This is a genomic window from Burkholderia sp. 9775_39, assembly GCF_015712225.1.
Classification (GTDB): Bacteria; Pseudomonadota; Gammaproteobacteria; order Burkholderiales; family Burkholderiaceae; genus Burkholderia; species Burkholderia cenocepacia.
In genome coordinates this window covers 1-14,291 of the sequence record NZ_JACCQC010000026.1, presented here as the reverse complement: position 1 = coordinate 14,291, position 14,291 = coordinate 1, and the positions used below count along the sequence as shown (strand labels likewise).

General features: G+C 68.2%; 17 protein-coding genes and 1 pseudogene. 7 read left to right on the top strand and 11 right to left on the bottom strand.

Going from position 1 to position 14,291, the window contains the following annotated elements; translation table 11 throughout:
• Positions 1–32 precede the first annotated feature (32 nt).
• On the top strand, positions 33–854 hold the full coding sequence (locus H0X90_RS27955) for an SDR family NAD(P)-dependent oxidoreductase (RefSeq protein WP_006494617.1): 822 nt from the start codon (positions 33–35) through the stop codon (positions 852–854).
• Between the two features lie 87 nt (positions 855–941).
• Here H0X90_RS27955 and surE read toward each other — a convergent pair whose 3' ends face one another.
• From surE to H0X90_RS27940, 3 genes are all read right to left on the bottom strand, one after another.
• Entirely contained in the window at positions 942–1,721 is a 780-nt protein-coding gene (surE, locus tag H0X90_RS27950; protein ID WP_006494616.1) for a 5'/3'-nucleotidase SurE, read from the bottom strand.
• Positions 1,722–1,910: 189 nt separating this feature from the next.
• Entirely contained in the window at positions 1,911–2,219 is a 309-nt protein-coding gene (locus H0X90_RS27945; RefSeq protein ID WP_006486305.1) for an AzlD family protein, read from the bottom strand.
• The gene (locus H0X90_RS27940; protein ID WP_006486303.1) at positions 2,212–2,946 is read right to left on the bottom strand and encodes an AzlC family ABC transporter permease; all 735 of its coding nucleotides are present in this window, start codon (positions 2,944–2,946) and stop codon (positions 2,212–2,214) included. The genes H0X90_RS27945 and H0X90_RS27940 overlap by 8 nt, the downstream gene beginning before the upstream one ends.
• 125 nt (positions 2,947–3,071) lie before the next feature.
• Between H0X90_RS27940 and H0X90_RS27935 the strand changes: the two genes are divergently transcribed.
• From H0X90_RS27935 to H0X90_RS27925, 3 genes are all read left to right on the top strand, one after another.
• Complete coding sequence (locus H0X90_RS27935) at positions 3,072–3,530, top strand: Lrp/AsnC family transcriptional regulator (protein ID WP_006486309.1); 459 nt, start codon at positions 3,072–3,074, stop codon at positions 3,528–3,530.
• Positions 3,531–3,755: 225 nt separating this feature from the next.
• Positions 3,756–4,325: a hypothetical protein gene (locus H0X90_RS27930; protein WP_006494615.1), complete on the top strand. Its 570-nt coding sequence runs from the start codon at positions 3,756–3,758 to the stop codon at positions 4,323–4,325.
• A 148-nt stretch (positions 4,326–4,473) separates the two neighbouring features.
• Positions 4,474–5,151: a YebB family permuted papain-like enzyme gene (locus tag H0X90_RS27925; protein WP_006494614.1), complete on the top strand. Its 678-nt coding sequence runs from the start codon at positions 4,474–4,476 to the stop codon at positions 5,149–5,151.
• 54 nt (positions 5,152–5,205) lie between these two features.
• Here H0X90_RS27925 and H0X90_RS27920 read toward each other — a convergent pair whose 3' ends face one another.
• The 5 genes from H0X90_RS27920 to H0X90_RS27900 all read right to left on the bottom strand — a co-directional run bounded on the left by H0X90_RS27920 (position 5,206) and on the right by H0X90_RS27900 (position 9,500).
• Positions 5,206–5,838 (bottom strand): LysE family translocator, encoded by a 633-nt coding sequence (locus H0X90_RS27920; RefSeq protein ID WP_006494613.1) that lies wholly within the window; start codon positions 5,836–5,838, stop codon positions 5,206–5,208.
• A 142-nt stretch (positions 5,839–5,980) separates the two neighbouring features.
• Positions 5,981–6,850: a PASTA domain-containing protein gene (locus H0X90_RS27915; RefSeq protein WP_077189257.1), complete on the bottom strand. Its 870-nt coding sequence runs from the start codon at positions 6,848–6,850 to the stop codon at positions 5,981–5,983.
• 106 nt (positions 6,851–6,956) lie between these two features.
• A complete protein-coding gene (locus H0X90_RS27910; protein ID WP_006493310.1) occupies positions 6,957–7,289 on the bottom strand; it encodes a DUF2322 family protein in 333 nt (110 codons plus the stop codon).
• Between the two features lie 53 nt (positions 7,290–7,342).
• On the bottom strand, positions 7,343–8,776 hold the full coding sequence (locus H0X90_RS27905) for an MFS transporter (protein WP_077189256.1): 1,434 nt from the start codon (positions 8,774–8,776) through the stop codon (positions 7,343–7,345).
• Between the two features lie 22 nt (positions 8,777–8,798).
• Complete coding sequence (locus tag H0X90_RS27900) at positions 8,799–9,500, bottom strand: flavin reductase family protein (RefSeq protein ID WP_006494610.1); 702 nt, start codon at positions 9,498–9,500, stop codon at positions 8,799–8,801.
• 212 nt (positions 9,501–9,712) lie between these two features.
• Here H0X90_RS27900 and H0X90_RS27895 point away from each other — a divergent pair, with 212 nt between their 5' ends.
• Positions 9,713–10,039, top strand: coding sequence for a thioredoxin family protein (locus tag H0X90_RS27895; RefSeq protein WP_077189255.1), 327 nt, complete (start codon positions 9,713–9,715; stop codon positions 10,037–10,039).
• A gap of 10 nt (positions 10,040–10,049) precedes the next feature.
• On the top strand, positions 10,050–10,469 hold the full coding sequence (locus H0X90_RS27890; protein WP_012493085.1) for a secondary thiamine-phosphate synthase enzyme YjbQ: 420 nt from the start codon (positions 10,050–10,052) through the stop codon (positions 10,467–10,469).
• A gap of 64 nt (positions 10,470–10,533) precedes the next feature.
• On the opposite strand, the gene atsR is transcribed toward H0X90_RS27890, so the two are convergent.
• The 3 genes from atsR to H0X90_RS27875 all read right to left on the bottom strand — a co-directional run bounded on the left by atsR (position 10,534) and on the right by H0X90_RS27875 (position 13,802).
• Positions 10,534–12,354 carry a hybrid sensor histidine kinase/response regulator AtsR gene (gene atsR, locus H0X90_RS27885; RefSeq protein WP_006494609.1) on the bottom strand — a complete coding sequence of 607 codons (1,821 nt, stop codon included), beginning with the start codon at positions 12,352–12,354 and terminating at the stop codon, positions 10,534–10,536.
• A gap of 1 nt (position 12,355) precedes the next feature.
• Complete coding sequence (locus tag H0X90_RS27880; RefSeq protein ID WP_077189254.1) at positions 12,356–12,859, bottom strand: molybdopterin-dependent oxidoreductase; 504 nt, start codon at positions 12,857–12,859, stop codon at positions 12,356–12,358.
• 67 nt (positions 12,860–12,926) lie between these two features.
• Positions 12,927–13,802 carry a helix-turn-helix domain-containing protein gene (locus H0X90_RS27875; RefSeq protein WP_006485493.1) on the bottom strand — a complete coding sequence of 292 codons (876 nt, stop codon included), beginning with the start codon at positions 13,800–13,802 and terminating at the stop codon, positions 12,927–12,929.
• Between the two features lie 362 nt (positions 13,803–14,164).
• On the opposite strand from H0X90_RS27875, the pseudogene H0X90_RS27870 reads away from it, so the two are divergent.
• Positions 14,165–14,291: pseudogene (locus H0X90_RS27870) on the top strand (sel1 repeat family protein); the annotation flags it as partial.

Below are 14,291 nucleotides of genomic sequence, written 5' to 3'. Positions count from 1 at the left end.
ATGCGGGAACGCCACTGACTGGGTTCCACGCCATGGACGCGCCGCTGCCGCCGATGTCTGCCCCGATTGCCGAAACGGCACCTGAAACCGAAACCGCCGGCGAGCCGCGCGCGGCGCGCCTGCACCGGCCGGTCGCGCTCGTCACCGGCTCGACGTCGGGGATCGGCGCGGCCGTCGCGCGGCGTCTCGCGGCCGACGGCTACGCGGTGATCCTGCATTCGCGTCGCTCGGCCGAGACCGGGCGTGCGATGGCGCGTGAACTCGGCGCGGCTTACGTGCAGGCCGATCTCGCCGACGATGCCGAGCGCGTGAGATTGATTCGCGACGCGTTCGCCGTGCACGGGCGGCTCGACGTGCTCGTCAACAACGCGGGCGTCAGCCGCGTGATTGCGCATGACGACCTCGCGGCCGCCACGCCCGACGTGTGGCGCGAGATGCACGAAATCAACGTGATCGCGCCGTTCCGGCTGGTGGCCGAAGCGGAGGCCGCGCTGCGCGAGTCGGCGTCGCGCGGGCGGGCCGGATGTGTGGTGAACGTCAGCTCGCATGCCGGCGTGCGCCCGAAGGGCGCGTCGATTCCGTATGCGGCCGCGAAGGCCGCGCTCAATCACACGACACGGCTGCTCGCCCGCACGCTCGCGCCGGCGATTCGCGTCAACGCGGTCGCGCCGGGGCTCGTCGATACGCCGCTGACCGCCGACTGGACGGACGCGCAGCAGCTCTGGCGCGAGCGCGCGCCGATGCGTCGCGCGGCGACGCCGGACGATATCGCGCAGACGGTCGCGATGCTCGTCGCCTCCGATTACGTGACGGGTGAGATCGTGATGCTCGACGGCGGGTTGAACCTGACTTGATGGGGTGACGGGCGACGGCTGACGCGGTGAACCGGCGGCGCGCGCATCGTATGCGCCACCGCCGGGTCCGTTCGAACGCGCGATCGATCAGCCGAGGTTCGACCGCAGCCGTGCGAGCGCCTGATCGTGCGTGCGCTCGAACTTCAGCGGCGTGACCGCGATGTACCCTTCGCCCAGCGCGACCGTTTCCGAATCCGCATCGTCGTCGCGCGGCGCGCGCGCGAGCTTCAGCCAGTGATAGTCGATCTCGCGCGGGTCGCGTCCCGACACGATCTCGACGCCCTGCAGCGTGCCGGCGCCCTGGTTCGTCACCTTCAGGCCGCGCACGTCGTCGGCCGGCCGCGGCGGGAAATTCACGTTGAGGCACGCGTCACTGTCCCAGCCGGCGGCGACGAGCCGTCGGATGACGTCCGGCGCATGCGCGAGCGCGGTGCCCCACGGCACCGCATTGCGATCGGTGAAGGCCTGGCTCAGCGCGATGGCCGGCACGCCGACCAGCATGCTCGTCATCGCCGCGCCGACCGTGCCGGAAAACACCGTTTCGGTGCCGAGGTTCGCGCCGCGATTCACGCCGGACAGCACGACGTCGGGCCGCGCGCCCTTCATCAGGTGGCTGACCGCGATCGCGACGCAGTCGCCGGGCGTGCCGCGCACCGCGAAGCGGTGCTCGCCCTTGCGATGCACGCGCAGCGGTTCGTGCAGGCTCAGCGAATGCGACGTGCCGCTCTGGTCTTCGGCTGGAGCGACGATCCACACTTCGCGGGCGAGTTGCGTGGCGACCTGTTCGAGTATGTCGAGGCCGGGCGCGTCGAATCCGTCGTCGTTGGTGAGCAGGACACGGTCGAACAGCGGGCGGGTTGCTTGCATCGGGGCGATCCTCGCGAAGGGCAATCAGACGGGAAGGGCGGCGTGGCGCAAGCCACAAGGCTAGCACTCCCGCGCGAGGATCGTCGTGTCGCGCGCATGACGCCGGCCGGCGTGGACGTGAAAACGGGCGCATCGCGCGCCCGTTCGTCGTGTCGTGGAATGCGGTGCCGGGGTGGCCGGCGGCACCGCTCAGCCGAGCAGGTAGCGCAGCAGGCCGGCCGACACGACGCCGACGATGACGGTCGGCAGGATCGACAGGCGCGTCGCCGCAAGCAGCGTGAGTGCAAGCGCGAGCAGGTCGGCCGGGCGCGTCGACACGAAGGCCGGCGCGATCACCGAGATCAGCACGCAGCCGGGCACGTTCTCCATCACCGACGCCATGCGCGGGCTCAGCGTGCGGTTGCGCAGCAGCACGTAGCCGAGAATGCGCGACAGGTAGGTGGTCGACGCCATCAGCACGATCGTCGCGACCGTGCCGAAATCCGGAAGCTCAGGCATCGCGCGGCTCCCACAGCAGCGCGGCGATCAGCCCCGCGCAGGCGCCGGCCGCGACGTACCACGCACCGGGCAGCGCGAGATGGGTGGCCGCCGCGACGACGAGGCTCACGAACCACGGGCGGCTCGCACGCACGCCTTTCCACATGCCGCGCAGCAGCACCAGAAACACGGCCGTGAACGCCATGTCGAAGCCGTACTGTTCGACGTTGCCGATCGTCGGGCCGACCGCCGCGCCGAGCGTCGTCATCGAGATCCACGTCAGGTAGAGCCCCATGCAGATGCCCGCGTAATAGGGCACGCTGATGTGCGTGGCCGAGCGCTCGCGCGCGTCGGCGAGCGACATCGCCCAGCTCTCGTCGCACATGAAGAACAGCGCGACGAACGCGCGGCGGCGCGGCAGGCGCCGGATATACGGCTCGAACGCGGCGCCCATCAGGATGTGGCGCGAATTCACGAGAAACGACATCGCGACGATCAGCGCGATGTGCGGCGGCGACGTCCATAGATGGATCGCCGCGAATTCGGAGCCGCCGCCGAAGTTCAGGCCCGTCATCATCGGCACCTCGAACAGGCTCAGTCCTTTCTGCGCGGCCTGCGCGCCCAGCACCAGCGCGAACGGCACGAAACCCAGCATGACGGGCAGCGCCGCGCGCAAACCGCGACCCATCTCGGCGACATAGGCGGGCTTGTCGCGAAGCCCGGACGACGTTGAAACGCTACTGCTCATCACTCCTCCTTCGGGGGAGGAATTGTCTGCTTTTTTGACTCGAATCGGGTTGCGTTGTCGCCAGATTTTTCTCAGAATTTGGCATTGAACGCGTGATCTGAAAATTTTTTGGAATCGGATGCCAAATGAAACTTGACGCTATCGACCGCCGGATCCTGAGCGCGCTGCAGCGCGACGGCCGCATGCAGAACGTGGAGCTCGCGCACGAGGTGGGGCTGTCGCCGTCGCCGTGCCTGCGGCGCGTGCGGCTCCTCGAGGAAGCCGGCGTGATCGAGAAGTACGTGGCCGTGCTGAACCCGGCGAAGGTCGGCAAGGGGCTGACGATCTTCACGCGCGTGTGGCTGAAGGGGCAGGACGCGGAATCGGTGAACCGTTTCGCCGAGGCCGTCCAGCAGATGCCGGAAGTCGTCGAATGCCACCTGATGGCCGGCGACTGCGATTTCCTGCTGCGCGTCGTCGCGGCCGACATCGACGATTACCGGCGCTTCCAGATGGAATACCTGACGCGTATCCCCGGCGTGCTCAGCGTGAAGACCGACATTCCGATGCAGAAGGTCAAGCTCACGTCGGCGCTACCGACCTAGCGCGAAGCGGGCGCGCGGTGGCGCGTCGACGCGCGGTCATCGCGCGGTGACAATCGCCCGATACACTGACGGGGTGAGTCGCGTCGCACGGCGTACCGGTGCGGTCGCGTACTGTTCGATGTGCAAGCAACTAACGGTCAATGCCGACGCGATCGGCCCAGCGGCGCTGCGTGGCGCGCCGGGCCGCGCGTCGCAGCGGATGCGTTTCTTCCTGTCGAGCCCTACATGCAGCCATTCAATACGCCGTGGAATTCGCTGGAAATCGTCAAGCTCGCGCTCGGTGTGCTGACGCCGTTGTCGGTCGCCTGTCTCGGCTGGCTCGTCGCGCGCCGGCTGAAGCGGCTCGAACTCGTGCAGTGGACCAACCAGCGGCTGATCGAGAAGCGGCTCGCGCTGTACGACACGGTCGCGCCGCAGCTCAATGCGCTGCTGTGCTTCTACACGTGGATCGGTTACTGGAAGGACATCTCGCCGGACGACGTGATCCGCGCGAAGCGTGACCTCGACCGCACGTTCCACATCTACCGCTACCTGTTCGACGACGACGTGTACGACGCGTATCACACGTTCATCCACGCGCTGTTCGAGATGCATACGGGGCCGGGCCGCGACGCGCGGATCCGCTCGCTGATCCAGGCGCCCGACGGCGACCGCAGCGTGCACGGTTCGTATCAATGGAAGCCGGCGTGGTCCGAGCGTTTCTCGACCGCGAATGTCGTGTCGAAGGACGACGTGCTGCGGCATTACACGCGGTTGATGGAGCGGCTGCGCGTGGCGCTGGGTGCGACGCGCTGAAAGGTGCCGGGTTCGGGCGCTTCGCGTGTCACGCCGGTATCGAAATCCGCCACCCGGCGGCGCGGATTCCCGCCCTTGCAGATGAAGCGGATGCGGCGTGCGGCTGCGCCTGCCATGCTCGCGCCATGTCCACTCGCGCGAGGTTCGTATGGTCGTCGACACCGGCCGCCAGCCGCTTCTGATCCGTTCGCCCGGCGCGCGCCGGCGGCTCCTTTTCGCCGGCGCTCCCGACTCGCTTGCCGAGCCGTTGCCGGCCGAACCGGAAATCGGCGACATCGTCTTCATCCGCGTCACCGTGCGGCCGTTTCTCGAAGTGGCGAGCGCGACGCGTTCATGGACGAATCACGTCGGCATCGTCGTCGGCGAGCGCGGCGGCGAGACGCTGATCGCCGAAAGCACGTTTCCGCTGTCGCGCGTCACGACGATGTCGCGGTTTCTCGCGCGCTCCGATCGCGGCGCATGCGTGATCGCGCGGCTCAGGCAGCCGCTCGACGCCGCGCAGCGTCGCGAACTCGTCGCCGCGGCGATGCGCCGGATCGGTGTGGTCTACGACACGGGTTTCAATCTCGCGTCGCGCCGGCAGTTCTGCTCACGTTTCGTGCGCGAGGTCGTGTGCGAGGCGACGCGGATCGTGCTCGGCGACGTCGAGACCTTCGACACGCTGCTGCACCGGAATCCCGATCATCCGCTCGGCTTCTGGAGGATCTGGTATTTCGGCTGGATTCCGTGGCACCGCCGCACGGTGACGCCGGCAAGCATCCTCGATAGCGGTGCGTTGCGCGTGGTGATGGACACGCGTGATTCGGGCACCGGTCGCGACGACTGACGGCCTCGTGTGTCGTCGGGGCGCACACGGTTCCGTTCGCGCTACTGGCTGCCCTCAGTGCCGTCCCGCCATCGCGAGCCGCGCCGCCAGCCCCACGAACACCGACCCCAGCAGATACTGCGGCACTTTCGACGGCCGGCGGCGCGCGCCGATCCGCTGGCTCAGCCGGCTCGCGGACAGAATCACCGCGCCGTTCACGACGATCCCGATCAGGTTGAGCACCGTCGCGAGCACGAGAATCTGCACGGCGATCGAGCCGTGCTCGGGCCGCACGAACTGCGGGAACAGCGCGAGCACGAACAGCGCCATCTTCGGGTTCAGCAGGTTCGTCGTCAGCCCTTGGCGAAAGATCGTCGCGGTCGAATGGCGACGTGGCGACGCGACGGGCGACAGCGCGGTCGCATCCGAACGGAAGGTTTTCCACGCGAGATACAGCAGATACGCGGCGCCTGCGAAGCGCACCGCGTCATAGGCGAGCGGCACCGCGACGAACAGCTGCGACAGACCGAACGCGGCCGCGAGCGCGTGGCAGTAGGTGCCGGCCTGGATGCCCGCGAGCGTCGCGAAGCCGGCGCGTCGCCCCTGGCTCACGCTGCGGGACGCGATCAGCAACATGTCGGGGCCCGGCGTAATGGTCAGCGCGAGACACGCGCCGGAGAACAGCGCGAGCGTGGAGAAGTCGATCATGGCAGTCCCTTTTGCGGGTGCGGCGTAAAAGGGAAGCCAGTTTAGGAGGGCGGGCGAAGCCGGTCAATCGAGCGAACGGACGATGGCCTGGCGGCACGGATCGCATGACGCATGCATTGCGCATGCGCCGCCTGCACGCCGTTCACTGCTTGCGACAGGCAACCTGATAGTCGATCACGGTGTGCTCGGAAGGCCGGTCCGGCTCGCCGCCCACCGTCGTCACGCCAAGCACGCCGGCCGCATTCCGGTAGCGCAGCGCGCAATACCCGACGCCGGTGCCCGAGCACGCTTCGGCTTCGATAATGCCGTGCTTCGCGAGCGTTGCAGCCCCGTCCATCGCGTCCGGGTTCTCGCGCGGCCGCAGCGGTTGCCAGCCATGCGCGATCAGTATCTTGCGGGCCGCGTCGAGCGGCTTGCCGTATACGTTCGGCACGACCGCGCGGCCGCTGCAGTGCGTGCTTTCGGCGGCGACGCGGGTCAGCCGCAGGCCGCCGTTTTCCTCGTGCAGCTCGCCGACGGGCGCTCCGGGGCCGTCGCCACCCCAGACGAGCAGTGCACCGTTCTCCAGACGATCGACCGAGCCGAGCTGCCAGCCTGCCTTGCGCGCCGTGTAGCCGAGCGCGACGAGCGTCGCGCCGTCGAATATGCCGAGGTTGCCGTTGCGCGCGAAACAGATCGCGCTCGTGCCGGCGTTGAATCCGCTCGCGAAGCTCACGACCGTGTAGCGCCCGAGCGGTGCCTCGGATGTCACGATCCAGTCGCGCTTCGCGACTTCGCGGCCGGCCGCCGTGGTCGCCTTCGCGCGATATTGCGTGCAGAACGGATCGAGCGAACCGCTTTCAGGCGAGTGCGGCAGCGTGCCGAGCGGCACGAGCGACGCTCCGGCGATATCGGAGGCCGTGCGCAGCGGCTCGGCCGATGCCGTGCCGCCGAACGTGGCGCCGGCAAGTACCGCGACCGAAACGATCGACGCCAGATGCCGGGTGAGCGGCGAGGCAACGGAAGGAAGCACGCTGGTTGTCTCCGGGGAAAGTGGGACGGGCGCGGCAAGCGCTTTTTCGCCCGTCCGTCACGGTCGCGCGCGCCGCCCGGCGGCACGCGTGCGTGTTGCCGCCGACTCAGTCCTTCGCGACGACGTCGATGCGCAGTGCGTCGCCGCCGGCCACGATCGCCAGCAGACGATCGACGTTCGGGTGCGCGCCCGGACGATTGCGTGCGTCGGCCGTATGTTCGGCGAACACCGCGAGGCCGTGCTCGGCCGCTTTCGCGTCGAGCGTGCCGAACGCCTGCTTCAGATAGTGGTACACCGCGAGCGAGCCCTGCTTGCCCGGCTGGTTCTCGATGGTCGCGACCACGTCGCCGTTCGCACCGACGAGATCGATGCGCGCGATGCCGTCGATGGCCGGCAGTTGCGCGAGGTTGTCCTTGAATACTGGGGTCGGTTGAATCACTGAAAACACTCCGTCGGTTCGGTCATGGGCCAAGGTGCGTGGCCGGCCGTATCTTATCCGATCGGCCTCGGTGCGCCGGCCCGCGTGCCGGTGCCGGCCGTGCGCCACGCGAGCGCCGCGCCCCCGAGCTGCAGCGCGCTGCCCGTCAGCATCGCGACCCGCAGCCCCGACGCGCCGCCGCCGCACGCGTCGTACAGCGCGCCCAGCAGCGCGACGCCGAAGACCGCGCCGATCATCCGCGTCACGTTCATCAGCGATGCCGCGGTGCCGGCGCGCGCGGCGTCGACCGCGCCGACGGCCGTCGCGGCCAGCGAGCCGACCGCGAGGCCGAGGCCCGTGCCGGTCAGCGCGAGCCCCGCCTCGGCCCACGCGAGCATCGGCGCGTGCGGATTCGTCGACCCGGCCGCGCCGATGCCGATCGCGGCGAGCCCGAGTCCCATCAGCGCGACGCCGCCCGCGCCGGCCGTGCGTGCGCCGACGCGGGCCGCAACGGCACCGGAGCCGAACGACACGAGCGCGAACGGCACCGACATCGGCAGCAGCGCGAGGCCGGCACCGGTGGCGTCGAGCACGTGGTGGCTTTGCCATGCGAGCGGCAGCACGAACAGCATCCCGTAGCCGCCGAACGTCATCGCGCCGTTGCCGACCAGCATCCCGCGGAACGCGCGATTCGCGAACAGGTCGAGCGGCACGAGCGCGGCCGTGCCGAGCCGCCGTTCGATCCGCACGAACAGCGCGATCGCGGCCGCGCCGGTCCCGATCAGCAGCGCCGCGCGCAGCGGGTCGTGGCGCGCGTCGATCGTCGCGAATACGACGCAGCCGATCGCGATCGCACCGAGCACCTGCGCGGCCGGATCGAAGCGCCGGCCCCGCGGATCGGCCGATTCCGGCACGACGGCGCTGGCGAGTGCGATCGCGGCGATGCCGAACGGAATCACGACGCCGAAGATGCTGCGCCAGCCGAACGCGTGGATCAGCACGACGCCGAGCGTCGGGCCGACGATCATCGCGATGCCGCCGCACGCGGCCCAGATGCCGAGCGCGCGTGCGCGTTCGGCCGGATCGCGCCAGAGCACGCGGACGATCGCGAGCGACGCGGGGATCAGCAGCGCGGCGCCCGCGCCGGCGAGCGCGCGGCCCGCGATCAGCACGCCCAGCGTCGGCGCGAGCGCGCACACGACCGACGCGCCGCTCAACACCGTCGCGCCGAGCACGAATGCACGCCGCCGGCCGTACAGGTCGCCGATCAGGCCGCCCGTGAGCAGCAGCACCGCATACGCGAGGTTGTACGCGTCGATCACCCACTGCAGCGCGCCGACGCGGGCGCCGAACGCGGCGCCGATCGGTTCGGTCGCGAGATTGACGATCGCCGTGTCGATCTGCGCGATCAGCACGGCGATGCACAGCGCCGGCAGCACGAGGCGATGCCGGGCCGGCGCGGCGACATCGGCCGCACGGGTGGCAGCAGGGCGGCGTATCGGATTCACAGGCGTTCTCCCGCGCGCTTCATTACCGTGCGCTACCGGCCAGCGTGCCCGCGTCGCGCGAACGCTCGATGTCGGGGCTGCGATACGCGCGTTCGGGAATCTCGGCGAGCCGCGACGGATGCACCTGCCGCGGCGCCAGCCCGTAGAACTTCTGGAAGCTCATGATCAGCGGCGACCACTTGTCCGGATCGATGCGGTCCGGATGACCGTCCATCAGCAGGTCGGGATGCGCGTGCACGCGCTGGATGCGCAGCTCGAACACGCGGATGCGGCCGCGCAGGTCGGGCGTGTCGTCGCCGATTCCGTAGGTGGCCGCGACGACCGCCTCCATGTGCACCGGGCATTCGAGCGCGCGCGGCGGCGTGACGGTTTGCGATGCCGCTTCGGTCAGCCCGGCCGTGCCGAACTTGTCCGGTTCGAATACGTAGCCCTTTGCGCGTTTGCCGTCGGGTACCGGGTACGTGCCCGTCGTGCGCGCGATCCGGTCGACCGCGTCCGCCTGCGCCGACGACGGCAGGTTCAGCACGCATTCGCCGGTGCGCAGCAGGTTGCGGGTGGTCTGCGAACTGGCGGCGATGCCGATCACGCCGCGCCAGCCGAGCCAGAACGCGGACGAGATCGGCGCGAGATTGGCCGTGCCGTTTTCGTTCAGCGTGCTGACCAGCACGACGGGCGTGCCGAAGTAGAGGATGTTCGGTTCGGTGACGCAATGCGGCGCATTCATGGTCGAGGCCTTCGTTGACGGGATCGGGTTCCCATGCTGATCCCGTCGCGGCGATGCGGCGCTCCGAATCTTGTCGTGTCATTCCGGACGATGCGCGCGGACCGCGCCGGCAGCGCGCGGGCTTTTCCGCTACAGTAAGAAATCGAAGGCCGCACCCGCCCGCATCGCGCCGGCGCGTGCAGTCACGTTCCGCCAACGCACACGAGGGCCTGATGGACACCGAGCAACGCTACACCGCCAACGCGCCGACCCGCGCGGAAGTCGACGCACTGGGCGGCGCAACCGTCATCGAATTCGGCGCGAACTGGTGCGGGATCTGCGCAGGCGCGCAGCCCGCGATCACGGCGTCGTTCTCCGCGCATCCTGCCGTGCGGCACCTGAAGATCGAGGACGGCCCCGGCCGTCCGCTCGGCCGCTCGTTCGGCGTGAAGCTGTGGCCGACGCTGGTGTTCCTGCGCGACGGGGTCGAAGTCGCACGCGTCGTGCGCCCCGCCGACGCGAAACAGCTCGAAGTCGACGGCTTCGCCGCGCTGGCCTGAGGTCATGGCGATGCAACAGGCCATCACGCACGTCGGCGTCGACACGCGCGGCGGCGGCCTCGTCGAAATCACGCCGCAGGTGCGCGCGTTCGTCGACCAGCAGGCGATCCGAACCGGCCTGCTCACGGTGTTCTGCCGCCATACGTCGGCGTCGCTGCTGATCCAGGAGAACGCGGATCCGTCGGTGCAGCGCGATATCGAACGTTATTTCGCGACGCTCGCGCCCGAGGACGACACGCGCTACGAGCACGACACCGAAGGCGCCGACGACATGCCCGCGCATCTGCGCACGGCGCTCACGCAGGTGCAATTGTCGATCCCGGTCGAGCACGGACGCATGGTGCTCGGCACGTGGCAGGGGATCTATCTGTTCGAGCATCGTCGCGCGGCGCACCGGCGCGATATCGTGCTGCATCTGCTCGGCGAGTAGGCGAGTAGGCGAGTAGGCGAATCGCCGGGCAGCGGGCACGCGTGATGCCGCGCCGGCGCGCGGCTCAGGCGAGCAGTGTCTCGACGAGCGCGCCGAGCTCGCGCAGGTGGACCGGCTTCGGCAGGAACGCGTCGAACACGCGCTGGTTCTCGCGCAGCGCCGCCGATTCATACGCGCTGACGCCGAGGATCGCCGGATGCCGACCGTCGTCGTCGGGTTGCGCCACGGCGCGAATGCGCCGCGCCACGTCGAATCCGCTCAAGTCCGGCAGTTCGAGATCGAGCACGACGAGGTCGTAGCGGCCCGTGCCGAAGCGAGCGACGCCTTCCTGCCCGGTGCCGCACAGATCGGCGTCGACGCCGAGCGCCGACAGCATCGCGCCGAGCGTTTCGCGCGCGTTGTCGTTGTCGTCGACCACCAGCGCGCGCCGGCCGTGATACGCCAGCGCGGGCGGCGGCGCGGGCGCATCGCCGGCGGCCGTGCCCGCCGTATCGACGCCCGGCACTTCGACCGGCAGCGTCACGACGAACTCGCTGCCTTCGCCGACCACGCTGCGCACGTCCACATGCCCGCGCAGCGTCGTCACGATTTCGCGCACGACCGCGAGCCCCATGCCGATCCCGTCGACGTGCAGTCCGACCGCGTCGTTCGCGCGATAGAACGGCTCGAAGATCTTCGACAGATGCTGCTTCGCGATGCCGGCGCCGGTGTCGCGCACGGCGATCTTCAGCTGCTGGCCGGCCGCCGCGTCGGCGAGCGTGATCGTCACCGTGATCGAGCCGCCGACCGTGTACTTCACCGAGTTCTCGATCAGGTTCGACAGCACCTGCCGCAGCAGCTTGCGATCGGAGCGGATCGCGAGGCCGGGCGGCTCGACGAGCTGCGTGACCGCGATCCGTTTCGCGACGATCTTCTCGCGCAGCGGTTCGAGCGCTTCGGCGAGCAGCGGCGCGATGCCGACGGTATCCAGTTCGGCGACGCGCTTCGTCGAGCGCAGCTTGATGTAGTCGGTGAGGTCCTTGACGAGCGCTTCCAGCGACAGCGCCGAATTCTGCAGCCGCCGGATCGTCTTCAGGTTCGCGTCGGACTGCGGGCGCGCGAGCAGGATCTCGATCGATCCGCAGATCGCCTGCAGCGGCGTGCGCAGTTCGTGGCTGACCATCCCGAGGAACGCGTTCTTCGCCTCGATCATCTCGAACGCGCGGTCGGACGCCTTGCGTTCCGCATCGAGCGCCGCGTTTTGCCGTTCGAGCAGGTCGTCGCGCGTGCGCATCGTATAGAACAGCAGCAGGAACAGCGCGCACAGGATCACGCCGAGCACGATGCCGAGGATCAGGATCGCGCGCTGCTTGTCCTTCAGTTGATGGAACGTGAAATCGCGCTGCGCCATTTCGATCGCGCGGAAGTAGTTCGCGAGGCCGTTGACCTTCGGCCAGTACGCGTTGACTTCGTCGATCACCTGCCGCGCCTGCTTCGGCGACTCGCGCAGCAGCGGCACCTCGCGCTTCAGGCGCGTCATGAATTCGCCGAGCGCGTCGATCTCGTTGCGCGCGCGCGGGATGCGCAGCCAGTATTGGGACACTTCCGACGGCCGCTGCAGGAACCCGAACGACACCGACAGGCTGTCGAGCTGCATCTGCAGGTGATCGAAGTCTTCGTCCTCGCGCGTCGCGTAGAGAATCAGCTGACGATCGAAGCGCGTATACACGTTGCGGTATTGCGCGGCGGTCCAGAACACGCCTTCGCGCGGCCCCTCGAGCACGCCCTCGTTGACCGAGGTGGCGAGGAGATCCCACAGCAGGAACGCCCACGCGGCGAACCCCATGATCCACAGCGAGCCGAGGACCAGGATGATTTTTCTATTTTTCCATCGCCGCCGCGTCATGTCACTTCACGGTCAGACCGATGATCTGCCACGCGAACTTGGCTTCGCCGAGCGGCGTCTTCAGCTCGTCGGGATACTGGTCGCGCGGATACATGATCCACAACGGGCCGTAGTTGTCGTTGCCGAGCACCTTGCCGTTCATCGTCCGCGCGAGGATCACGCCGTATTTGTCGGCGTCCGACACGGGAATCGTGAACGTGTATTCGTCGATGCAGCGAAATTCGATCTGCGTGCCGTGCGCGCCGACCGTCTTCAGCACGTCGGACAGGCGCGGGCCGGTGAAGGTCGCCTTCGGCGTCCAGCTCGTCGACGTGACGATCGTATGCTGCGGCAGCGCCATCAGCGCCTGCTCGGAAAAGACGTAGGTCATCTTCCCCTGCTGGTTGCTCTTGCTGATCTTGCCGTCGACGGTAAACGTGAACGACGACGCGGCCCATGCCACGGCGGCCATCCCGAGCAGGCAGGCTGTCAGCAGGCTTTTGGTCCAGATGGTTGAAACGCGCATGTCTTTCCCTCGGTCTCGTGGTGCGTGTAGCGGGTGGTCGCGCCGGTCGCCGTTCGGTGCCCGGTGCTCAGTTCGTCGCGGCCGCTGCCGCCGGCAGCGTGAGTTTCAGTTCGCGGGCGACTTCCGCGAACAGGATCGGCAGGCGCACCGGCTTTTCTTCGCAGCGCGCGTTGTAGTGCGACACGATGTGCGCGATCTCGTCCTCGCTCGCTTCGCCGGTCGAGATCTTGCCGGTCAGCAGGAAGATCGGCGCGCCGCTGTTCTCGCTCGAGCGGATGCCGCGCACGAGTTCGGCCGCCGTCTGGTCGCCGAGCATCCAGTCGAGGATGTAGCCGTCGAAATCCTCGACTTCCAGCGCCTTGCGGAAGCTCGCGCCGTCGAAGTACGGGATCGCGTTCACGCCTTTCTCGATGAAATATTCACAGACCGTTTCGGCGACGTCGTGCGAATCGTCGACCACGGCGATCCGCGCCGCGTACACGTTCGGCTGCGCCGAGCGCAGCTCGATCACGTCGACCGGATACGTGCGGCCCTCGCGCGCGTGCTCGCGCTCGGTGACGATCCATTCGCCCTGCCACTGCAGCGCGACGAAATCCGTTTCGATCTGGCTGGTGGCCTTCGTCGAGATCGCGGCGCGGCAGCGAAAGCGCTTCGACTCGATCACGAACGTCGCGTCGATCATCTCGGCCGCGGCCGGCTGCGTGCCCTTGTCGTCGAGCAGGATCGCGGGCGGCACGCCGAAGTGCGTCGCGATGTCCTGCAGCTGCGACAGGTTCCACGGAATCAGGCCTTTCATCTTGCGCGTGACGACCGAGAAGCTCAGGCCGAGCACGTTCGCGATCGTCGTGTTGTGACTGCGCGGCGGAATGCCGTTCCGGTTCAGGAGATCGCGCACCTTGTTGGCGGTGATGAGATCGACGTTGGCCTGCTCGGTGGTGGACATCTCGATGGGGTCTCCAGGGGTTTTTGGCGAGGAAGAGCATATCAAAACTGACGTGTCACGCAAACTTCAAACACGCCAAGGGCCTTGACATGCCATTTTTCTCCATTATTATTGCTCACCACGTCACTATTGTTTGTCGCGTCATGTTTGGAGATCGATCCCGGCAGAGTCGGGGCAGCGAAAAGCGGCAGCAATGAAGGTGTGACGGAACGATTCGAAGCGAGAACCTGAGAGAGCCTTGGGCTGCGTGTCGGCGCGGCGGATGGAATTGTATCCGCTGCGCCGCGCGCAACCGGGTACGAGCTCGCGGGGTGGGATAGCTCGAAGCATTGCGGCGCCAATAAAACTTGAGGAAAGTACCAATGTATCGCCGTTTACTCGCACCGGGGCTGCTGTTGCTGTTGGCCGCGTGCGCGCAGGATCCGTCGGTGACTGCCGGCACGGTACGGATCTGCGACGACACAGGTTGTTCCGATCGCCCTAAAGATC